The sequence below is a fragment of the Pseudomonas sp. ZL2 genome (assembly GCF_054788455.1).
Genome location: NZ_JBGOGX010000003.1, coordinates 350,641 through 370,901, shown reverse-complemented (window position 1 = coordinate 370,901; position 20,261 = coordinate 350,641). Strand labels below are relative to the sequence as shown.

Here is a 20,261-nt window from a genome sequence, read left to right as displayed (position 1 = left end):
CGTCCGATAGGGGTTTTCCGGTACCTTCAGGAGAGTGCAGATGGCCAAGCGTATCCAGTTCAGCCAGCACGGCGGCCCCGAAGTCCTGACCCTGGTCGACTTCGAGCCGGCGGCGCCCGGCCCGCAGCAGGTCCGCGTGCGTAACCAGGCGATCGGCCTGAACTTCATCGATACCTACTTTCGCAGCGGTCTCTATGCGCCGCCGTCACTGCCATCGGGCCTGGGCACTGAAGGCGCCGGAGTGGTCGAGGCGGTGGGCGAGCAAGTCACCCGGCTCAAGGTCGGCGACCGCGTCGCCTATGCCGGCGGCCCGCTGGGCGCCTATAGCGAAGTGCATGTGCTGCCTGAGGCCAACCTGGTCAAACTCCCCGACAGCATCAGCTTCGAGCAAGCGGCGGCGGTGATGCTCAAGGGCCTGACCGTGCAATACCTGCTCAAGCAGACCTACGCGGTGCAACCGGGCGAAACCATCTTGTTCCACGCCGCAGCAGGTGGCGTCGGCTCGCTGGCCTGCCAATGGGCCAAAGCCCTGGGGGCCAGATTGATCGGTACTGTCAGCTCCGCCGAGAAGGCCGAGCGAGCCAAAGCCCTGGGCGCCTGGGCGGCCATCGATTACAGCCGCGAAGACGTGGCCCAGCGAGTACTGGAACTGACTGACGGAAAGAAATGCCCGGTGGTGTACGACGGCGTCGGCCAGGACACTTGGCTGACTTCATTGGACTGCCTGGCGCCGCGTGGGCTGATGGTCAGCTTCGGCAATGCCTCTGGCGCGGTGAGCGGGGTCAACCTGGGGATCCTGGCGCAAAAGGGCTCGCTGTATGTCACCCGGCCAACCCTGGCCAGCTATGCCAATAACGCCGAGAACACCCAGGCGATGGCTGACGATCTGTTTGCGATGATTGCCAGCGGCAAGCTGGCTGTGGATATCCAGCAACGTTATCCACTGAGCGAGGCGGCCAGGGCACAGAGCGAGCTGTCGGCGCGCAGGACGGTGGGGTCGACGGTGTTGCTGCCTTGAAGCGGGGGTGAATTCATCGCCGGCAAGGCCGGCTCCCACAGGGCTCTCGGTAAACCTTGTGGGAGCTGGCTTGCCAGCGATGAGGCCCTCAGCCGGCCCGCACAATCTCACCGGTCGCCAGGTCACGAATCACACTCGGGTTACGCCGCCCACCCAGGGCGCCACCGAGCACCAGGTCCAGCTGCCCGCGGAAGTACTGCTCGACGCGCAAACGGGTCTTGGCAGCCGGGCGACCTTGCGGGTTGGCCGACGTGGAAATCAGCGGCCCGACCAGTGCGCACAAATCCCGCACGACCGGGTGATCGCTAACGCGCAACGCCACCGTGTCATGCACCCCGGTAATCCACTCCGGCAGCAGGTTCTGATGCGGCACCAGCCAGGTGTTCGGCCCCGGCCAGGTCGCAGACATGCGGTCCAGCCAGGTTTCGGGGAAATCCTCGAAAAGGAAGTCGAACTGGTGGATATTATCGGCGATCAGGATCAGCCCCTTGTCGACCGAACGCGACTTGATCGCCAGCAGGCGATCCACCGCTTCTTCGTTCCAAGGGTCACAACCCAGGCCCCAGACCGCTTCGGTCGGATAGGCAATCACCGCACCTGCCCGAATTTCACGCGCGGCTTGTTGCACACGCCAACTGCTCACCATTGCTTTCACTCCGCATAAAGGCAGATGAGCAGTGTACTTAGCCGGGCCGGGCAAACCAACGCCCAGCTTCATTACAGACCCTTCCGGCCAATTCCAGCTCAGTCAGCGCGGCCAGCACCCTGGGTAACGGCCAGCCACTGCTACTGGCCAGGCCCTCAGTGGTTTGCGGCGCGGCCAGCAGCAAGTCGACCAGGGCATGGCTGGCGGTTACAGGCGATTGCAAGGGCGGCAAGCGCTGCCAGCCCTGCAGGGTTTCGACGATCTGGTCGACGGTTTCCACCAACAAGGCGCCATCACGAATCAACTGGTGACAGCCCTTGGAGCCGGGGTGGTGAATCGAGCCTGGAATGGCATACACCTCGCGGCCTTGCTCAGCCGCCAGTCGCGCGGTAATCAGCGAACCACTGGCAAGACTCGCCTCGACCACCAGCACACCCAGCGACAGGCCGCTGATGATCCGGTTTCGCCGGGGAAAATTACCGGCCACAGGCCCGGCATCCAGCGGAAACTCGGAGACCACCGCGCTACCTCGCTCGATCATCGCCGCCGCCAGCGCTCTGTGGCGCTGTGGATAAAATTTTTGCAGCCCGGTACCCAGCACACCGATGGTCTGCCCGCCGGCGTCCAGGGCAGCCTGATGCGCAGCGCCATCGACCCCCAGGGCCAGGCCGCTGGTAATGACAAAACCACCCCGGGCAAGACTTCGAGAGAAGGCCGCTGCTGTATCGAGCGCAGGCCTCGCCGCCCTTCGACTGCCAACGATCGCCAACTGCGGTTTTTCCAGAATGGCCGGGTTGCCGGCGATAAAAAGCAGCGGCGGGGCGTCCCCCAGTTCGGCCAGCAAGCCTGGGTAGCAGGGGTCATCCCACATCAGCAAATGCTGGTCGCGGGCCTCTAGCCAGCGCATTGCCGCTGCCGCGCCGTCACGCACTTCAAGGCTGCGCCGGGCATCGCTGCTCTCCGTTGGCACGCCCAGCACGCGCCAGGCAGCGGCCGGCGCACTGAGTGCCGCAGAGGCGTTGCCAAAGGCCTGGATAAGGGTATGAAAACGCCGCGGCCCCAGGGACGGCAGCAAATGAAGACGCAAGCGCGCTTCGAGTTCGGCGGGTGAACACGCCGGCGATAAGGGTTGCGACATGACGATCATCCTTGATCGGGCAGCCTGGGCCAGCCGTGAAGAAGCTGTGGATAACTCTGTTGATAATACTTTGACAACCGGTTGAAGGATTTCCCTCGAGGGCAGTCCTTCAGGCTTGCAGACACGGGTGAAAAAGCACCCTGAAACCTTAGCTGACCTTTGCCAGGTGCCGAATGCGCCGAATCCCTTTATTATGTGTACTCATGTTTGTAATTCATCGCACAGTGCAGCTCATACGCTTATGGCCATTCTGAACATCCTCGAATTCCCGGACCCGCGCCTTCGTACCATCGCCAAACCGGTGACCGAAGTCGACGACGGCGTTCGCCAGTTGATCGATGACATGTTTGAAACCATGTACGAAGCCCCTGGCATCGGCCTCGCCGCCACCCAGATCAACGTGCACCAGCGCATCGTGGTCATGGACCTGAGCGAAGACCGCAGCGAGCCACGGGTGTTCATCAACCCCGAACTCGAGATGCTGACCGACGAAATGGATCAGTATCAGGAAGGCTGCCTGTCGGTGCCCGGCTTCTACGAGAACGTCGATCGCCCGATACGGGTCAAGGTCAAGGCGCTGGACCGCGACGGCAAGCCGTACGAGCTGATCGCCGAAGGCCTGTTGGCGGTGTGCATCCAGCACGAATGCGACCACCTCAACGGCAAGCTGTTCGTTGACTACCTGTCGACGCTCAAACGCGACCGGATCAAGAAGAAGCTGGAAAAACAGCATCGCCAGCAAGCTTGATCTCCTCTTCCCAAAGGCTTGCTCCGGCAAGCCTTTTTCTTTTTAAGCGAGAACTCCATGCGCATTGTCTTCGCAGGCACCCCAGAGTTTGCCGCCGAACACCTCAAGGCCCTGATCGACAGCCCCTATGACGTGGTGGCGGTCTACACCCAGCCGGACCGTCCGGCCGGTCGTGGGCAAAAACTGATGCCAAGCGCGGTCAAGCAGCTGGCTGTGGATAACGGCATCCAGGTCCTGCAACCACCGACCCTGCGCAACGCCGAGGCACAAGCGGAACTGGCAGCCCTGCAGCCTGACCTGATGGTGGTGGTCGCCTATGGCCTGATCCTGCCCCAGGCGGTGCTGGATATTCCGCGCCTGGGCTGCATCAACAGCCATGCTTCGCTGCTGCCGCGCTGGCGTGGCGCCGCGCCGATCCAGCGTGCGGTCGAAGCCGGTGACAGCGAAAGCGGCGTCACCGTGATGCGCATGGAAGCGGGCCTGGACACCGGGCCGATGCTGCTCAAGGTCAGCACCCCGATCAGTGCCAGCGACACCGGTGGCACCCTGCACGACCGCCTCGCCGAAATGGGCCCGCCAGCCGTGCTCGAGGCCGTTGCGGGCCTCGCCGCTGGCACCTTGCAGGGTGAAGTACAGGACGACAGCCTGGCCACTTATGCACACAAGCTGAACAAGGACGAAGCGCGCCTGGACTGGAGCCGTCCGGCGGTTGAGCTGGAGCGCCTGATTCGCGCCTTCAACCCATGGCCGATCTGCCACAGCACCCTCAACGGCGAAGCCGTGAAGGTGCTCACCGCCAGCTTATCCACAGGCTCGGGCAACCCAGGGGAAATCCTCTCTGCCAGCAAGGACGGCCTGATCGTCGCCTGCGGTGAGCAGGCGCTGTGCCTGACCCGCCTGCAACTGCCTGGCGGCAAGGCGCTGAACTTCAGTGACCTGTTCAACAGTCGCCGCGAGAAATTCGCCACCGGCACGGTACTTGGCCAATGAATCCACGTCTGGCAGCCGCCCGCGCCCTGGCGGCAGTACTCAGTGGCAAGGCATCGCTGAACAGCTCGCTGCCAAGTCAGCTGGACAAAGTCGAAGTACGTGACCGTGGCCTGACCCAGGACCTGGCCTTCGGCACCGCGCGCTGGCAGCCACGGCTGTCGGCCCTGGCCGAGCGCCTGCTGCAGAAGCCGTTCAAGGCCGCCGACGCTGATGTCGAGGCGCTGCTGCTGGTCGGCCTGTATCAGCTGCTCTACACGCGCATTCCCGCCCATGCCGCCATCGGCGAAACCGTAGGCTGCGCCGACAAGCTGAAAAAGCCCTGGGCCAAGGGCTTGCTCAACGCCGTGCTGCGCCGTGCGCAACGGGAAAGCAGCGAGATTTTCGCCGAGCTGGAACGCGACCCGGTGGTGCGCACTGCGCACCCGCGCTGGCTGCAAAAGTCGCTCAAGGCCTTCTGGCCCGAGCAATGGGAAGCCATCTGCGCTGCCAACAACGCCCACCCGCCGATGATTTTGCGGGTCAACCGCCGCCATCACAGCCGCGATGCCTACCTCGAACTGCTGCGTGAAGCCGGCCTTGAAGCCGCGCCCTGCCAGTTCAGCGGCGACGGCATCCTGCTCGCCGAAGCCTGCGATGTACGCGGCCTGCCCGGTTTCGACCAGGGTTGGATCAGCGTCCAGGACGAAGCCGCACAACTGGCCGCCGACCTGCTCGACCTGTCCCCCGGCCAGCGCGTGCTCGACGCCTGCTGCGCCCCGGGTGGCAAGACCTGCCACCTGCTGGAAGCTGAAGCGGGGCTGGACGCCGTGGTCGCTATCGACCTTGAGGCCAAGCGCCTGACCCGCGTGCGCGAGAACCTCGATCGCCTGGGCCTCGACGCCCAGTTGATCGCCTGCGACGCCCGCGACACCGCCAACTGGTGGGATGGCAAAGGCTTCCAGCGCATCCTGCTCGATGCGCCGTGTTCAGCCACCGGGGTGATCCGCCGCCATCCGGACATCAAGCTGACCCGCCAGGCCGGCGACATCGCCGCCCTGGCCAGCCTGCAAGGCGAGCTGCTCGACGCCCTGTGGCCAACCCTCGAGGTCGGCGGCATCCTGCTCTACGCCACCTGCTCGACCTTGCCGACGGAAAACACCGAAGTGATCGAGGCCTTCCTCGCCCGCACCCCCGGTGCCCGCGAGCTGGACCTGGCGACCCAGGCCGGTATCCGCCAGCCCCATGGCCGCCAGTTGCTGGCCCAGGAAGGCGGACACGACGGCTTCTACTATGCCAAGCTGATCAAAATCGCCGCCGTGCGCGGATAACAAGAGAAGGGAACAGCGGATGAAGATCATCATCCTCGGCGCAGGGCAGGTCGGCGGTACGCTGGCTGAACACCTGGCCAGCGAAGCCAACGACATCACCGTGGTCGACACCGATGGCGACCGCCTGCGCGACCTCGGCGACCGCCTGGACATCCGTACCGTGCAGGGCCGCGCCTCCTTTCCGACCGTGCTGCGCCAGGCCGGCGCCGACGATGCCGACATGCTGGTGGCGGTAACCAATAGCGACGAGACCAACATGGTGGCCTGCCAGGTCGCCCATACCCTGTTCCACACCCCGACCAAGATCGCCCGGGTGCGCGAATCGGCCTACTTGACCCGCGCCGGCCTGTTCGACAACGACGCCATCCCGGTCGACGTGCTGATCAGCCCCGAGCAGGTGGTAACCCACTACATCAAGCGTCTGATCGAACATCCCGGCGCCTTGCAGGTGATCGACTTCGCCGAAGGCAAGGCCCAACTGGTGGCGGTCAAGGCCTACTACGGCGGACCGCTGGTGGGCCAGCAACTGCGCCAGATCCGTGCGCACATGCCCAATGTCGACACCCGCGTGGCAGCGATCTTCCGCCGTGACCGGCCGATCCTGCCCCAAGGCGACACGGTCATCGAGGCCGACGACGAAGTGTTCTTCATCGCCGCCAAGGCGCACATCCGTGCGGTGATGGGCGAGCTGCGGCGCATCGACGAGACCAACAAGCGCGTGGTCATCGCCGGCGGCGGGCAGATCGGCGAGCGCCTGGCCGAGGCCATCGAGAGCCGTTACCAGGTGAAAATCATCGAGATGAACCCGGCACGCTGCCGGCACCTGTCCGACACCCTGGAAAGCACCGTGGTACTGCAAGGCAGCGCCTCGGACCGCGACCTGATGCTCGAAGAGAACATCGCCGAAGCCGACATCTTCCTGGCCCTGACCAACGATGACGAGGCCAACATCATGTCCTCGCTGCTGGCCAAGCGCCTGGGCGCGCGCAAGGTAATGACCATCATCAACAACCCGGCCTATGTCGACCTGGTCCAGGGTGGCGAAATCGACATCGCCATCAGCCCGCAGCTGGCCACCATCGGCACCCTGCTGGCTCACGTGCGCCGCGGCGATATCGTCAGCGTGCACTCGCTGCGCCGCGGTGCGGCCGAGGCCATCGAGGCGATTGCCCACGGCGACTCGAAGTCGAGCAAGGTGATCGGCAAGGCCATCGAAGACATCGCCCTGCCACCGGGCACCACCATCGGCGCGATCATTCGCGACGAAGAAGTACTGATCGCCCATGACGACACGGTGATCGAAGCCGGCGACCACGTGATCCTCTTCGTTGTGGATAAAAAGTACATCCGTGACGTCGAGAAGCTGTTCCATGTAGGGTTGAGCTTCTTCTAAAGAGGGACCTGGAATGCGCGAATCACTGGAAAAGATGCTGGCCAAGGGTGTGGATAACGCCCTGTTGCGCTTTGGCCTGGGCAAGGCCTGGCTCGATGAAGGCAATGGCGCCGAGGCGGCCGTGCACTTGCAGCGCTGCGTTGAGCACGACCCGAAGTATTCGGCGGCATGGAAGCTGCTGGGCAAGGCGCATCAGCTACAGGGAGACCTGGCGGGTGCACGCAAGGCCTGGGAGCAGGGGCTGGAAGCGGCTCGCGCCCATGGCGACAAGCAGGCCGAGAAAGAGATGACGGTGTTTCTGAAGAAGCTCGACAAGGCTGTTTAGGACCGCTTCGCGGTCCATCGCCGGCAACGCCGGCTCCCACAATTGATGGCCGAACTCGATCCTGTGGGAGCTGGCTTTGCCTGCGATAGGGAGCTCAATACCAGCGCGGCTCACCCGCCGGACGCTTCTTGAAGCGCTTCATGCTCCACATGTATTGGCTCGGATACGCCCGCACATAGCGCTCGACCACCTGGCTCATGGCCGCCGCCGAGGTTTCGGTGTCTTCGCTGTACATCGCCTCGGGCGCCGCTTCCAGGATCACCTTGAAGCCAGAGCCATCCGGCAGGCGCAGGGCATGCAGGAACACCCCGACTGCCTTGCCGCCAGCGAGCATGTTTGGCACGAATTTGCTGGTCAGCGCCTTGGTGGCGAAGAACGGCACGAAGATCCCCGCCGACTCGGCCGGCTCCGGGTCTGCCGGAATGCCGACCTGACCGCCTCTACGCACTTCCTTGATGATGCTCAGGATGCCTTCCTTGGTGGAAGCGGCCACGCGGTTACCCAGCTGCACGCGCTGCTCGCGCAACAGGTCATCAACCGCCTTGAGCTTGGGCGGGCGATAGAAAATGATCGGTTTGCACTGGCTGCAATAGAAGTGGTTGAGCACTTCCCAGTTGCCCAGGTGGCTGGTGATGCCGACCACGCCCTTGCCCGACGCCAAGGCAGCTTCAAGCACGTCCAGGCCTTCGACCTCGCGCACCAGGTCGAGCGAGCGCTGGGCCGGCCAGATCCAGGCACAGGCGCTTTCGGTAAAGGATTTGCCGATGTCCATCAGGGTCCGGCCAACCAGTTGCTCACGGGCAACCGGGTCCATTTCCGGGAAGCATTTGGCCAGGTTGATGCGCACGACGTTGCGCGAACTGTTCGGCACCTTCCACATGATCCAGCCGATGGCCGCGCCGACTCGCTGTACCGCGCCCCAGGGGAGTTTGGCAAACAACCGCAACGCCCCGACCATCAAGGCGCCCTTGAATTTATCCACAGGCTGGTTCCTCTTTCTGCAAGCCGGCCATTGTAACCCTCAGCGCAGCAGAGCGGCGTAGCGATCACAATCGCGGGTGTGATCCATGACCATGCCGGTGGCCTGCATGAAGGCGTAGCAGATAGTCGGGCCGACAAAGGTGAAGCCAGCTTTCTGCAGTGCCTTGCTCATTGCCTTGGCCTCATCGGTGACTGCCGGGACCTCGCTGCGCTGGCCGAAATGATTGATCTTCGGTGCGCCGCCGACGAACGACCAAAGCCATTCAACGGGGTTCTCCAGCGCCAGCCAGGCCCGCGCATTGCGCCGCGCGGCATTGAGCTTGAGGCGGTTGCGGATGATGCCCGGGTCGAGCATGCGCTCTTCGATCTCTTCATCGCTCATTTGCGCCAGGCGCTGCGGATCGAAGCCGAACAGCACCTGACGGTAGCGTTCGCGTTTCTTCAGCACAGTGATCCACGACAACCCGGCCTGGAAGCCTTCGAGCAGCAACATCTCGAACAACTGGCCAGGATCACGCTGCGGCGTGCCCCATTCCTGGTCGTGGTAAGCCTGGTAAAGCGGATCGTCGGTACACCAAAAGCAACGTGGCATAAGGCTCCAAGGGTAGAGGCCTGCGCGAATCGGGTTATACTCCCGCTCTTTATATTCGCAGCCCTAGAAACAGGTGAATTTCGTGAGCCAGCCTACGCCAGCCGTGCGTACCTTCCAAGACTTGATCCTCGCCCTGCAGAACTACTGGGCCGAGCAAGGTTGTGTGGTGCTTCAGCCCTACGATATGGAAGTAGGCGCCGGCACTTTCCATACTGCCACGTTCCTGCGCGCCGTCGGCCCGGAAACCTGGAACGCCGCCTATGTGCAGCCTAGCCGTCGTCCGGCGGATGGCCGTTATGGCGAAAACCCGAACCGCCTGCAGCACTACTATCAGTTCCAGGTGGTCCTCAAGCCGAACCCGGCGAACTTCCAGGAACTGTACCTGGGCTCGCTGAAAGCCATCGGCCTCGACCCGCTGGTGCACGACATCCGTTTCGTCGAAGACAACTGGGAATCGCCGACCCTCGGCGCCTGGGGTCTGGGTTGGGAAATCTGGCTCAACGGCATGGAAGTCACCCAGTTCACCTACTTCCAGCAAGTGGGCGGCATCGAATGCTTCCCGGTCACCGGTGAAATCACCTACGGCCTGGAACGCCTGGCCATGTACCTGCAAGGCGTGGATTCGGTCTACGACCTGATCTGGACCGACGGCCCGTTCGGCAAGGTGACCTACGGCGACGTGTTCCACCAGAACGAAGTGGAGCAGTCGACCTACAACTTCGAACACGCCAACGTCGAGAAGCTGTTCGAACTGTTCGACTTCTACGAAAGCGAAGCCAACCGCCTGATCGAGCTGGAGCTGCCGCTGCCGACCTATGAAATGGTCCTCAAGGCCTCGCACACCTTCAACCTGCTCGATGCCCGCCGCGCCATCTCGGTGACCGAGCGTCAGCGTTACATCCTGCGCGTACGGACCCTGGCCCGGGCCGTAGCCCAGAGCTACCTGCAAGCCCGCGCCAAGCTGGGCTTCCCGATGGCGTCCCCTGAATTGCGTGATGAAGTGTTGGCTAAGCTGGAGGCTGCACAATGAGTGCTCAAGATTTCCTGGTTGAACTGGGCACCGAAGAACTGCCACCCAAGGCCCTGAGCAGCCTCGGTGACGCCTTCCTCGCCGGTATCGAGAAAGGCCTGCAGGCCGCTGGCCTGAACTACACCGACAAGCAGGTGTTCGCCGCGCCGCGCCGCCTGGCCGTGCTGATCCGCAACCTCGACACCCAGCAGCCGGACCGCAGCGTCAACCTCGACGGCCCGCCACGCCAGGCCGCCTTCGATGCTGAAGGCAACCCGACCCAGGCCGCCCTGGGCTTCGCCAAGAAGTGTGGGGTAGAGCTGTCGGATATCGACCAGAGCGGCGCCAAGCTGCGCTTCTCACAGCACATCCCGGGCAAGGCCACCGCCAGCCTGCTGCCAACCATCGTCGAAGACTCGCTCAACGACCTGCCGATCCCCAAGCGCATGCGCTGGGGTGCACGCAAGGAAGAGTTCGTGCGTCCAACCCAGTGGCTGGTCATGCTGCTCGGTGACGAAGTGGTCGACTGCACCCTGCTGGCGCAGACTGCCGGTCGTGAATCCCGTGGCCACCGCTTCCACCATCCGGAAAACGTGCGCATCAGCGCCCCGGCCAACTACCAGGAAGACCTGCGCAAGGCGTACGTCCTGGCAGATTTTGCCGAGCGCCGCGAGCTGATCAGCAAGCGTACCGCCGAACTGGCAATGCAACAGGAAGGCAGCGCCATCGTGCCGCCAGCGCTGCTCGATGAAGTGACCGCCCTGGTCGAATGGCCAGTGCCGCTGGTGTGCTCGTTCGAGGAACGCTTCCTTGAAGTACCGCAGGAAGCCCTGATCACCACCATGCAGGACAACCAGAAATACTTCTGCCTGCTGGATGCCGACGGCAAGCTGCTGCCGCGCTTCATCACCGTGGCCAACGTCGAGAGTCGCGATCCGAAGCAGATCGTCGAAGGCAACGAGAAGGTCGTGCGCCCACGCCTGACCGACGCCGAATTCTTCTTCAAGCAAGACAAGAAGCAGCCGCTGGAAAGCTTCAACGAGCGCCTGAAGAACGTAGTGTTCCAGGCCCAGCTGGGCAGTGTCTTCGACAAGGCCGAGCGGGTTGCCAAGCTGGCTGCCTTCATCGCTCAGCGCATTGGCGGCGACGCCCAACGTGCGGCGCGTGCCGGGCTGCTGTCGAAATGCGACCTGGCCACCGAAATGGTCGGCGAGTTCCCTGAAATGCAGGGTGTTGCCGGCTACTACTACGCGCTCAACGACGGCGAGCCGCAAGACGTTGCCCTGGCCCTGAACGAGCAGTACATGCCGCGCGGTGCCGGTGCCGAACTGCCGTCGACCCTGACCGGCGCGGCTGTGGCCATCGCCGACAAGCTCGACACCCTGGTGGGTATCTTCGGTATCGGCATGCTCCCGACCGGTAGCAAGGACCCCTATGCCCTGCGTCGTGCAGCGCTGGGAGTACTGCGCATCCTGATCGAGAAACAGCTGGACCTGGACCTGAACGAAGCGGTGAACTTCGCAGTCAGCCAGTTCGGTACCAAGGTCAAGGCCGCCGGCCTGGGCGAGCAGGTACTGGAGTTCGTCTTCGATCGTCTGCGTGCCCGTTACGAAGACGAGGGTATCGACGTTGCCACCTACTTGTCGGTGCGTGCCCTCAAGCCAGGCTCGGCCCTGGACTTCGACCAGCGCGTGCAGGCCGTCCAGGCCTTCCGCCAACTGCCGGAAGCCGCTGCCCTGGCCGCGGTGAACAAGCGCGTGTCGAACCTGCTGAGCAAGGCCGAAGGCGCTGTCGCCACCACGGTCGAGCCGAAGTACTTCGACAACGCCAACGAGTTCTCCCTGTACTCGGCCATCCAGCAAGCCGACCAGGCCGTGCAGCCAATGGCTGCCGCGCGCCAGTACAGCGAATCGCTGGCGCGCCTGGCAGCCCTGCGTGAACCGGTCGACGCCTTCTTCGAGGCGGTGATGGTCAACGCCGACGACGCCAATGTCCGCGCCAACCGTTATGCCCTGCTCAGCCGCCTGCGCGGTCTGTTCCTGGGCGTGGCCGACATTTCGCTGCTGGGGTAAGTCTTGAAACTGCTGATTCTCGATCGGGACGGGGTTATCAACCAGGACTCCGACGCCTACATCAAGTCGCTGGACGAGTGGATTCCGATCCCGGGTTCGATCGAAGCGATTGCGCAGTTGAGCAAGGCCGGCTGGACGGTGGCGGTTGCCACCAACCAGTCCGGCATTGCCCGTGGCTACTACGACCTGGCTACTCTCGACGCCATGCATGCGCAATTGCGCAAGCTGGTGGCCGAGCAGGGTGGCGAAGTCGGGCTGATCGTCTATTGCCCGCACGGGCCCGATGAGGGCTGCGCCTGCCGCAAACCCAAGCCGGGCATGCTCACCAGCATTGCCGCGCATTACGACGTGAATCTGGCCGGCGTGTGGTTTGTCGGTGATAGTAAGGGTGACCTGGAAGCCGCTTTGGCCGTCGATGCTCAACCGATTCTGGTAAAAACCGGAAAAGGCGAGAAGACCCTGAGCAAGGGAATTCCAGAGAACACGCTGATTTTCGATGATCTGGCAGCCATCGCCAGAGAACTTATCCACAACTAGCGCGTCTGCAAAACAGGCGCACTTTTACTAGGCGGGCAAGCCCGCAACGGTACATGCCGCTATGTCGATCTTGCAGGCGATCAGAGTTTTTCTTTTTTACCTGCTGCTGGGTACCAGCTCCTTGCTGTGGTGCACCCTGAGCTTTTTTATCGCGCCGTTTCTGCCATTCAGCGCCCGCTACCGCTTCATCAACGTCTACTGGTGCCGCTTTGCGCTGGTGCTGGTACGGGTGTTTCTCAACATCAAGGTCAAGGTCACCGGGGCTGAGAACATCCCCAAGCAACCCTGCGTGATCCTCTCCAACCACCAGAGCACCTGGGAAACCTTTTTCCTTTCCGCCTATTTCTCGCCCTTGAGCCAGGTGCTCAAGCGTGAACTGCTGTATGTGCCGTTCTTCGGCTGGGCCATGGCCATGCTGCGGCCGATCGCCATCGACCGCGACAACCCCAAGGCGGCCTTGAAGCAAGTTGCCAGCAAGGGCGACAAGCTGCTCAAGGAGAACGTCTGGGTACTGATCTTCCCCGAAGGCACCCGCGTGCCGTTTGGCCAGATCGGCAAGTTCTCGCGCAGCGGTGCCGCGCTGGCGGTGAACGCTGGCCTGCCGGTGCTGCCAATCGCCCACAACGCCGGCAAGTTCTGGCCCAAGCAGGGCTGGGGCAAGCGCGCCGGCACCATCGAGGTGGTGATTGGCGCCCCGATGTTTGCCGAAGGTAGCGGCCCACGGGCCATTGCCGAGCTCAACGACCGTGCTGCTGCGTGGAACGAACAAACCCAGCGTGACCTCGGCTCACTGCCTGCAGCAGCGCCAAACCAAGCGCAAGGCGTGGCCTGACCGATCTGTGGATAACTTGTGTACAGTATTTGGATTTCTCAGCGAAAAATCCGCTAAGTGATTAATTTAGCTACTTATTTCTCTGTATGACTGTTTTCTGAAAATCGTGCATAAGTTTTTTCGCGGCATAAAAAAACCGGCGCTTACGCCGGTTTTTTTGTGCCTGCAAATCCTCACACCTTGTCGATATCCACGTCACGGGTTTCTTTCAGGCAGAACAGCCCCACCACCAGGCTGATGCCGGTGATCAACACCGGGTACCAGAGCCCGTAGAAAATGTCGCCGGTGTACACCACCAGGGCAAAGGACACGGTGGGCAGGAAGCCGCCGAACCAGCCGTTACCGATGTGGTAGGGCAGCGACATCGAGGTGTAGCGGATGCGGGTCGGAAACAGTTCGACCATCACCGCCGCCAGCGGGCCGTAGGTCATGGTCGCGATCAGGATCATGGCCACGATCAGCAGCACCACCATCGGCTGGTTGACGCTGGCAGGGTCTGCTTTGGCCGGGTAGCCGGCCTTGTCGATGGCAGCGCGCATGGCCGCTTCGTCAAAGCCGCTGATCTGCTGCTCGCCAATACTCACCACCACCTCGGCGCCAGCGGCCGCTTCAGCCGAGCTGTAGGGCAGGCCCTGTTTGACCAGGAAGGTCTTGACCTTGTCGCAGGGGCTGTCAAAACGCGCCTTGCCCACCGGGTCGAACTGGAAGGTGCAGCCTTGCGGGTCGGCCATCACCACAATCGGCGCCTGACGGCTGGCGGCGTCGATCTGCGGGTTGGCGTAGTAGCTCAGGGCCTTGAACAGCGGGAAATACAGCACCGTGGCCAGCAGCAAGCCGAGCATCAGGATCGGCTTGCGCCCGACCCGGTCCGACAGCCAACCGAAAAACACGAAGAACGGCGCGCCGATCACCACGCTGATGATCAGCAGGGTGTTGGCCTGGGCCGGGTCCATCTTGAGCATCTGGGTGAGGAAGAACAGCACATAGAACTGCGCGGTGTAGAAGGTCACCGCCTGGCCGGCGTTGATACTGAACAGCGCAGTGAGCACCACCTTGAGGTTGGGCCAGGAACCGAACGACTCGCGGATCGGCGCTTTACTGGTCTTGCCCTGAGCCTTCATTTTCACGAAGGCTGGCGACTCATGCATGCTCATGCGAATCCAGGTGGAAATCCCCAGCAGCACAATCGACAGCAGGAACGGCAAGCGCCAGCCCCAGACTTCGAACTGGTCACCGCTGATATAGCGGCTGCCGAGTACCACCAGCAACGACAGCAGCAGGCCGAGGGTTGCGGTGGACTGGATAAAACCGGTGTGGAAGCCGCGCTTGCCGGGTGGTGCATGCTCGGCAACATAAGTGGCTGCGCCACCGTACTCGCCGCCCAGGGCCAGGCCTTGAAGCATGCGCAACACCACCAGAATGATCGGTGCAGCAATGCCGATACTGGCATAGGTCGGCAACAGGCCAACGGCAAAGGTCGACAGGCCCATCAGCACGATGGTGACCAGGAAGGTGTACTTGCGTCCGATCATGTCGCCCAGGCGGCCGAACACCAGCGCGCCGAAGGGCCGCACCAGGAAACCGGCGGCGAAGGCCATCAAGGCAAAGATAAAGGCAGTGGTGTCGTTCACCCCGGCAAAAAACTGCTTGCTGATGACCGCGGCCAGCGCCCCATAAAGAAAAAAGTCATACCACTCGAAAACCGTCCCGAGGGATGACGCGAAAATGATCTTGCGTTCTTCCCGGCGACTATTGCTCGCCGTTGCAGCGCCCTGCTCTTGAATGTAATCCGACATCGTTGCTGTCCTCGGCCTGCAGGCCCCAGTGATTATTCTTGTTGTTCCACTGTCGGCGCCGGCAGACTGCGTCCGGCGCCGTTGTTGCTACGCACCCTGGTCAGGGCGTCGGTACGGCGGTGTTTTCGTCGATGCTGGTTGTGGATAACGTCCCCTGGCGAATCAATTGCGCCGCCTTCTCGGCAATCATCAGGGTCGGTGAGCAGGTATTGCCGGAGACGATTTGCGGCATGATCGAGGCGTCGGCGATGCGCAGCCCCGGCACGCCGTGCACCCGCAGCTGGTCGTCGACCACATCCAGCGGCCCGTTGCCCATGCGGCAAGTACCCACCGGGTGGAAGATCGTAGTGCCGATCTGCCCGGCGGCTTCATGCAGTTGCTCTTCGCTTTGCAGGTCCGGGCCGGGCAGGTATTCGCGCGGGCTGAAGGCAGCCAGGGCAGGGGCCCGGACGATCTTGCGGGTCAGGCGAATGGCCTGGGCGGCAACGCGCAGGTCTTCGGGGTCACTCAGGTAGTTGGGATCGATCAGCGGTGCATCGTCCGGGTTGGCCGAACGGATATCGATACGCCCGCGGCTGGCCGGGCGCAGGTTGCACACCGAAGCAGTAAACGCCGGGAAGCGGTGCAGTGGCTCGCCGAAGCGTTCCAGCGACAGGGGCTGCACGTGGTACTGCAGGTTGGCCGAAGCCTGTTCGGGCCCGGAACGAACAAAAGCCCCCAATTGGCTCGGCGCCATCGCCAGCGGACCGCTACGATCGTAAAGGTAACGCAGGCCCATGCCGAGCTTGCCCCAGAGGCTGTTGGCGACCTGGTTGAGGGTTCGCGCCTGGGTAACCTGATAGATCAAACGCAGTTGCAGATGGTCCTGCAGGTTGCCACCAACGCCGGGCAGCTCGTGACGAACAGTTATCCCCAGGCTCTCGAGCAAGCCGCGCGGACCAATGCCGGAGCGCTGCAGGATCCCGGGTGAACCCACGGAGCCTGCACACAGGATGATTTCCCGGCGTGCGCTGAAGTTCTGCCAGTTGCCTTGCCAGCGGGCACGTACCTTGGAAGCACGGCCGTCTTCCAGCACTACCTGGTCAACCAGCACATCGGTCAGCACGGTCAGGTTGGGACGTTTGAGGATCGGGCGCAAAAAGGCCTTGGCCGAGTTCCAGCGAATGCCGGAACGCTGGTTGACCTGAAAGTATCCACAGCCCTGGTTATCCCCGGTGTTGAAGTCAGCAACGCTGGCGATGCCGCTCTGCGCCGCCGCTTCGCGGAACGCATCGAGGATCGGCCAGGAGTAGCGTTGTTGCTCGACCCGCCACTCGCCCTCATTGCCATGGGCTTCGCTGGCGCCGGCGAAGTGGTTTTCGCTGGCCTTGAATAGTGGCAGCACATCCTTCCAGGCCCATCCGGCATTGCCTTGCTCGGCCCAGCGATCGTAATCGCCAGCCTGGCCGCGCATGTAGATCATGCCGTTGATGGACGAACAGCCACCGAGCACCTTGCCCCGTGGATAACCCAGGGCACGGCCATTGAGGCCGGGTTGCGCTTGGGTCTTGAAACACCAGTCGGTGCGGGGATTGCCGATGCAATAGAGGTAGCCCACCGGAATGTGAATCCAGGGGTAGTTGTCGCGCCCACCGGCTTCGAGCAGTAGCACCCGGCAGCCTGGCTCGGCGGATAAACGATTGGCCAGAAGGCATCCGGCAGGGCCGGCACCCACCACCACATAGTCGTAGACAGGATCGGCTGATGGCATGGGCAACCTCGCGCCTGATTATTATTCTTGTCCCAGCCCATGTTATTGATTAATTTCGGGATGAAAACGTTAGATTTCACTCAAGTGCTGTGCGTTTTAACACAACGTCCGTGAACACCTGATTCACAAGGAAAAGCATGTTCGACTGGAATGATCTGCGGTTTTTTCTCGAGTTGCAGCGCAGCGGCCGGCTGCTGACCGCGGCCAAACGCCTCAACACCACCCACAGCACCGTGGCCCGGCATATCGACAATATCGAGCAAAGTCTGGGCACCGCGCTGTTCGTTCAGCATGCCCAGGGCTACGAACTGACGCCTTCCGGGCAGGCCCTGCTCAAGCACGCCGAAGCCATGGAAAACGTTGCCCTGCTGGCTCAGGAAGAGATCACCCAGGCCATCACCCCGCTGGGCAAGATTCGCCTGGGGGTAACCGAAGGCATCGGCATCATGTTCTTCACCCCGCGCATGGGCAGCTTGTTCGAGCGCTACCCGGGGCTTGAGGTGGAGCTGGTGGCAGTACCGCGGTTTGTCAGCATCCTCAACCGCGAGGCGGAAATCAGCATTCACCTTGAGCGACCCAACGCCGACCTGTTGATAACTCGCAAACTCACCGACTACCGCCTGGCGCTGTACGCCAGCCCCGAATACCTGGCCCAGGCGCCGGCGCTCAATCATCGCGAAGACCTGGCCAAGCACAGCTGGATCGGCTACGTCGACGACCTGCTGTTCAGCCAGGAATTACTGTTTTTGAACAGCTTCTGCCGGGCACCCAATGTCGCGTTTCGCAGCACCAGCGTGATCGCCCAGCAACAGGCCGCTCGCGCCGGCCTGGGCATCGCCGTGTTGCCCAACTACATGGCCCGCCACGATCCGGCACTGGTGCGGGTGCTGCCCAGCGAGACCATCCAGCGCAGCTACTGGATCTGTACCCGCCGTGAGCTGCACAAGTCAGTGCGCCTGCGCGTGGTCTGGGATTTCCTCCTGGCCCTGTGCGCGCAAGAGCAGGACGCCTTGCTGGCGGAGTAGGGCGTCAACTGCCCAGGGTTTTGACCGCCAGCAACAATGCCGCGCAGATACCCACACCCGCGAACATTTGCTGCAGTCGCGGCCCGGCCAGTTTGCTGGCGACCTGGCGAGCCAGCAGCAGCCCGAGCACGGCGCCGCCGGCAAAGGGGGCGCCCACCGCCCAATGCATGACGCCGCCGACCGTCGCGCTGACCACACTGCCGGTGGACACCAGGGCGATCACCGCCAGCGAAGTGGCAACGATGCTCTTCATGTCCAGGTTGGTGTAGCGGCTCAGTGCCGGGATGATTACGAAGCCGCCACCCACACCCAGCAACCCCGAAAGCAAGCCGGACAGCGCGCCGGTAAAGGCCAGTGCGCGGGCGCAGGGCAGGGTCCAGCGCAGACGCCCCTGCAAAGGGTTGAGCACACAGGGCATGACCATGCGCTGGCCCAATGGCGGCTCGCCGCGAAGCTCCCGGCGAGCCTTGAGCAGCATGCGTGCACAGGCATAGACCAGCACCAGGGCGAAGGTCAGGGCCAATGGCCCGTTCGGCAAACGATGGGCAAGCATCAGGCCGAAGGGCGCGATAGCAATGCCGATCAACGCCACGAACAGCGCCGCGCGATAACGCACCAGGCCCTGGCGCAATCCCAACAGGGCACCCACCGCCGCCGCCATGCCGACGGCCAGCAGGCCGACTGGCGCCGCCTCGACCATCGACAAGCCCAGGCCGAATACCAACAAGGGCACGGCAAGAATGCCGCCGCCGGCGCCGGTCAGCGCCAGCACCGCACCAATGATCGCTCCCAAACCTGCCGCAAGAAACTGATGCTCGATCACCGCAGGCCCTCGGCGGTAACCCGGGGTTTGGCCAGCCACTCACGGCCCTTGAGCATGCAGCACCAGTACAGCGGCGGCAGGATCTGTGCCTTCAGTAGCCAGGCCAGGCGCGTCGGCCGGCGACCATCGAGCAGCCAGCGCGGGAAGCTCGGCGCCAGCTTGCCGCCATAGGTGAACTCGGCGAGCACGATCTTGCCGCGCTCGACGGTCAACGGGCAGGAGCCATATCCATCATAGTGGGCGAGGTTGGGCAGGCGCCCCAGCGCCACCAGTACATTATTGGCAACCACCGGCGCCTGTTTGCGTGCAGCCGCCGCGGTCTTGGCATTGCTGGTATTGATGCCATCGCCCAGGGCGTGGATGTTGGCGTAGCGCTGGTGACGCAGGGTGGCCGGGTCGACATCGATCCAGCCGGCCTGGTCAGCCAGCGGGCTGTTACGGATGAAATCGGGAGCGACCTGCGGCGGCACAACATGCAGCATGTCGAACGGCTGAACCCGGGTTTCGCTGCTGCCATCGGGCAGGGTGCGCACGAAGGTCGCCCGCTTGCCCGGACCATCGACAGCAACCAGGCGGTGGGCGTACTGCAGGTCGACTGCGTACTTGTCGATGTACTCCATCAGCGCTGGAACATAGTCGGGCACACCGAACAGTACGCCACCGGCATTGAAGAACTGTGCCTGGATGTTCCCCAGGCGACCGTTGCGCAACCAGTGATCGCAAGACAGGTACAAGGCCTTTTGCGGTGCACCGGCACACTTGATCGGCATCGGCGGCTGGGTGAACAGTGCCCGCCCTTCACGAAGATTCTGCACTAATTGCCAGGTGTAGGGCGCCAGGTCGTAGCGGTAGTTGGAGGTCACGCCATTGCGCCCGAGGGTTTCGCTCAGGCCTTCGATGGCGTCCCAATCGAGCTTCAGCCCTGGGCAAACCACCAATTGCTCGTAACTGAGCAGACGGCCGTCATTCAGGGTGACCGTTTGTGCCTGCGGGTCAAAGGTCTCGACCCGCGCCTTGATCCACTGCACGCCACCAGGAATGGTCGAAGCCATGGTACGTGCCGTCGAAGGGGCCTGGAAGATGCCAGCGCCGACCATGGTCCAGCCGGGTTGGTAGTAGTGAACGTCAGCCGGGTCGATGATTGCGACATCCAGCGAAGGGTCGCGGCAGATCAAGCTGGAAGCGGCGGCGATACCGGCGGCACCGGCACCGACGATCAGCACTTTATGATGGTCGCCTTTCGGCACCTCGGCAGGGGAGGGTTGAGCATGCATGGCAG

The 20,261-nt window shown here is 63.0% G+C and carries 19 protein-coding genes; 11 read left to right on the top strand and 8 right to left on the bottom strand.

Annotated features, from left to right (window positions below; all coding sequences use genetic code 11):
- Nucleotides 1–40: 40 nt before the first annotated feature.
- Nucleotides 41–1,018: an NADPH:quinone reductase gene (locus ABM562_RS05425; RefSeq protein ID WP_460421084.1), complete on the top strand. Its 978-nt coding sequence runs from the start codon at nt 41–43 to the stop codon at nt 1,016–1,018.
- A gap of 88 nt (nt 1,019–1,106) precedes the next feature.
- Here ABM562_RS05425 and ABM562_RS05420 read toward each other — a convergent pair whose 3' ends face one another.
- Together ABM562_RS05420 and dprA are read right to left on the bottom strand one after the other, a co-directional pair.
- Nucleotides 1,107–1,664 carry an L-threonylcarbamoyladenylate synthase type 1 TsaC gene (locus ABM562_RS05420; protein ID WP_115084515.1) on the bottom strand — a complete coding sequence of 186 codons (558 nt, stop codon included), beginning with the start codon at nt 1,662–1,664 and terminating at the stop codon, nt 1,107–1,109.
- 37 nt (nt 1,665–1,701) lie between these two features.
- Nucleotides 1,702–2,802: a DNA-processing protein DprA gene (gene dprA, locus ABM562_RS05415; RefSeq protein WP_115084516.1), complete on the bottom strand. Its 1,101-nt coding sequence runs from the start codon at nt 2,800–2,802 to the stop codon at nt 1,702–1,704.
- Between the two features lie 241 nt (nt 2,803–3,043).
- Between dprA and def the strand changes: the two genes are divergently transcribed.
- Genes def through ABM562_RS05390 form a run of 5 tightly spaced genes read left to right on the top strand, consistent with a single transcriptional unit; the run spans nt 3,044 to nt 7,565 of the window.
- On the top strand, nt 3,044–3,550 hold the full coding sequence (gene def / locus ABM562_RS05410; RefSeq protein ID WP_134065291.1) for a peptide deformylase: 507 nt from the start codon (nt 3,044–3,046) through the stop codon (nt 3,548–3,550).
- A 57-nt stretch (nt 3,551–3,607) separates the two neighbouring features.
- A complete protein-coding gene (fmt, locus tag ABM562_RS05405) occupies nt 3,608–4,540 on the top strand; it encodes a methionyl-tRNA formyltransferase (RefSeq protein ID WP_134065289.1) in 933 nt (310 codons plus the stop codon).
- Nucleotides 4,537–5,847, top strand: a complete 1,311-nt coding sequence (gene rsmB, locus ABM562_RS05400; protein ID WP_460421081.1) for a 16S rRNA (cytosine(967)-C(5))-methyltransferase RsmB — start codon at nt 4,537–4,539, stop codon at nt 5,845–5,847. Before fmt ends, rsmB begins: the two co-directional genes overlap by 4 nt.
- 19 nt (nt 5,848–5,866) lie before the next feature.
- A complete protein-coding gene (gene trkA / locus ABM562_RS05395) occupies nt 5,867–7,240 on the top strand; it encodes a Trk system potassium transporter TrkA (protein WP_010222685.1) in 1,374 nt (457 codons plus the stop codon).
- A 13-nt stretch (nt 7,241–7,253) separates the two neighbouring features.
- A complete protein-coding gene (locus tag ABM562_RS05390; protein WP_134065285.1) occupies nt 7,254–7,565 on the top strand; it encodes a tetratricopeptide repeat protein in 312 nt (103 codons plus the stop codon).
- Between the two features lie 94 nt (nt 7,566–7,659).
- Here ABM562_RS05390 and ABM562_RS05385 read toward each other — a convergent pair whose 3' ends face one another.
- Nucleotides 7,660–8,547 (bottom strand): lysophospholipid acyltransferase, encoded by an 888-nt coding sequence (locus tag ABM562_RS05385; protein WP_115084525.1) that lies wholly within the window; start codon nt 8,545–8,547, stop codon nt 7,660–7,662.
- Between the two features lie 39 nt (nt 8,548–8,586).
- Nucleotides 8,587–9,138 carry a DNA-3-methyladenine glycosylase I gene (locus ABM562_RS05380; RefSeq protein WP_115084526.1) on the bottom strand — a complete coding sequence of 184 codons (552 nt, stop codon included), beginning with the start codon at nt 9,136–9,138 and terminating at the stop codon, nt 8,587–8,589.
- 82 nt (nt 9,139–9,220) lie between these two features.
- On the opposite strand from ABM562_RS05380, the gene glyQ reads away from it, so the two are divergent.
- The 4 genes from glyQ to ABM562_RS05360 all read left to right on the top strand — a co-directional run bounded on the left by glyQ (nt 9,221) and on the right by ABM562_RS05360 (nt 13,588).
- Complete coding sequence (gene glyQ, locus ABM562_RS05375) at nt 9,221–10,168, top strand: glycine--tRNA ligase subunit alpha (protein WP_115084528.1); 948 nt, start codon at nt 9,221–9,223, stop codon at nt 10,166–10,168.
- Nucleotides 10,165–12,219 (top strand): glycine--tRNA ligase subunit beta, encoded by a 2,055-nt coding sequence (gene glyS, locus ABM562_RS05370; RefSeq protein ID WP_115084530.1) that lies wholly within the window; start codon nt 10,165–10,167, stop codon nt 12,217–12,219. Before glyQ ends, glyS begins: the two co-directional genes overlap by 4 nt.
- 3 nt (nt 12,220–12,222) lie before the next feature.
- Nucleotides 12,223–12,756 (top strand): D-glycero-beta-D-manno-heptose 1,7-bisphosphate 7-phosphatase, encoded by a 534-nt coding sequence (gmhB, locus tag ABM562_RS05365; RefSeq protein ID WP_115084531.1) that lies wholly within the window; start codon nt 12,223–12,225, stop codon nt 12,754–12,756.
- Nucleotides 12,757–12,817: 61 nt separating this feature from the next.
- Nucleotides 12,818–13,588 (top strand): lysophospholipid acyltransferase family protein, encoded by a 771-nt coding sequence (locus tag ABM562_RS05360; protein WP_115084533.1) that lies wholly within the window; start codon nt 12,818–12,820, stop codon nt 13,586–13,588.
- 173 nt (nt 13,589–13,761) lie between these two features.
- Here the strand turns inward: ABM562_RS05360 and ABM562_RS05355 are convergent, their stop codons facing one another.
- Both ABM562_RS05355 and ABM562_RS05350 read right to left on the bottom strand, forming a co-directional pair.
- Nucleotides 13,762–15,384, bottom strand: coding sequence for an MFS transporter (locus ABM562_RS05355; protein ID WP_115084535.1), 1,623 nt, complete (start codon nt 15,382–15,384; stop codon nt 13,762–13,764).
- 100 nt (nt 15,385–15,484) lie between these two features.
- Nucleotides 15,485–17,134 carry a GMC family oxidoreductase gene (locus ABM562_RS05350; RefSeq protein WP_460421077.1) on the bottom strand — a complete coding sequence of 550 codons (1,650 nt, stop codon included), beginning with the start codon at nt 17,132–17,134 and terminating at the stop codon, nt 15,485–15,487.
- A 137-nt stretch (nt 17,135–17,271) separates the two neighbouring features.
- Here ABM562_RS05350 and ABM562_RS05345 point away from each other — a divergent pair, with 137 nt between their 5' ends.
- The gene (locus ABM562_RS05345) at nt 17,272–18,159 is read left to right on the top strand and encodes a LysR family transcriptional regulator (RefSeq protein ID WP_115084539.1); all 888 of its coding nucleotides are present in this window, start codon (nt 17,272–17,274) and stop codon (nt 18,157–18,159) included.
- A gap of 4 nt (nt 18,160–18,163) precedes the next feature.
- Here the strand turns inward: ABM562_RS05345 and ABM562_RS05340 are convergent, their stop codons facing one another.
- Both ABM562_RS05340 and ABM562_RS05335 read right to left on the bottom strand, forming a co-directional pair.
- A complete protein-coding gene (locus ABM562_RS05340; protein WP_115084541.1) occupies nt 18,164–18,982 on the bottom strand; it encodes a sulfite exporter TauE/SafE family protein in 819 nt (272 codons plus the stop codon).
- Nucleotides 18,979–20,256, bottom strand: a complete 1,278-nt coding sequence (locus ABM562_RS05335) for an NAD(P)/FAD-dependent oxidoreductase (protein WP_258578604.1) — start codon at nt 20,254–20,256, stop codon at nt 18,979–18,981. The genes ABM562_RS05340 and ABM562_RS05335 overlap by 4 nt, the downstream gene beginning before the upstream one ends.
- Between the last annotated feature and the right edge of the window lie 5 nt (nt 20,257–20,261).

Bases quoted from the DNA above. Each gene is read 5' to 3' on its own strand.
- ABM562_RS05425 (WP_460421084.1), top strand. From the start codon at position 41: ATGGCCAAGCGTATCCAGTTCAGCCAGCACGGCGGCCCCGAAGTCCTG.
- ABM562_RS05420 (WP_115084515.1), bottom strand. From the start codon at position 1,664: ATGGTGAGCAGTTGGCGTGTGCAACAAGCCGCGCGTGAAATTCGGGCA.
- dprA (WP_115084516.1), bottom strand. From the start codon at position 2,802: ATGTCGCAACCCTTATCGCCGGCGTGTTCACCCGCCGAACTCGAAGCG.
- def (WP_134065291.1), top strand. From the start codon at position 3,044: ATGGCCATTCTGAACATCCTCGAATTCCCGGACCCGCGCCTTCGTACC.
- fmt (WP_134065289.1), top strand. From the start codon at position 3,608: ATGCGCATTGTCTTCGCAGGCACCCCAGAGTTTGCCGCCGAACACCTC.
- rsmB (WP_460421081.1), top strand. From the start codon at position 4,537: ATGAATCCACGTCTGGCAGCCGCCCGCGCCCTGGCGGCAGTACTCAGT.
- trkA (WP_010222685.1), top strand. From the start codon at position 5,867: ATGAAGATCATCATCCTCGGCGCAGGGCAGGTCGGCGGTACGCTGGCT.
- ABM562_RS05390 (WP_134065285.1), top strand. From the start codon at position 7,254: ATGCGCGAATCACTGGAAAAGATGCTGGCCAAGGGTGTGGATAACGCC.
- ABM562_RS05380 (WP_115084526.1), bottom strand. From the start codon at position 9,138: ATGCCACGTTGCTTTTGGTGTACCGACGATCCGCTTTACCAGGCTTAC.
- glyS (WP_115084530.1), top strand. From the start codon at position 10,165: ATGAGTGCTCAAGATTTCCTGGTTGAACTGGGCACCGAAGAACTGCCA.
- ABM562_RS05360 (WP_115084533.1), top strand. From the start codon at position 12,818: ATGTCGATCTTGCAGGCGATCAGAGTTTTTCTTTTTTACCTGCTGCTG.
- ABM562_RS05355 (WP_115084535.1), bottom strand. From the start codon at position 15,384: ATGTCGGATTACATTCAAGAGCAGGGCGCTGCAACGGCGAGCAATAGT.
- ABM562_RS05350 (WP_460421077.1), bottom strand. From the start codon at position 17,134: ATGCCATCAGCCGATCCTGTCTACGACTATGTGGTGGTGGGTGCCGGC.
- ABM562_RS05345 (WP_115084539.1), top strand. From the start codon at position 17,272: ATGTTCGACTGGAATGATCTGCGGTTTTTTCTCGAGTTGCAGCGCAGC.
- ABM562_RS05335 (WP_258578604.1), bottom strand. From the start codon at position 20,256: ATGCATGCTCAACCCTCCCCTGCCGAGGTGCCGAAAGGCGACCATCAT.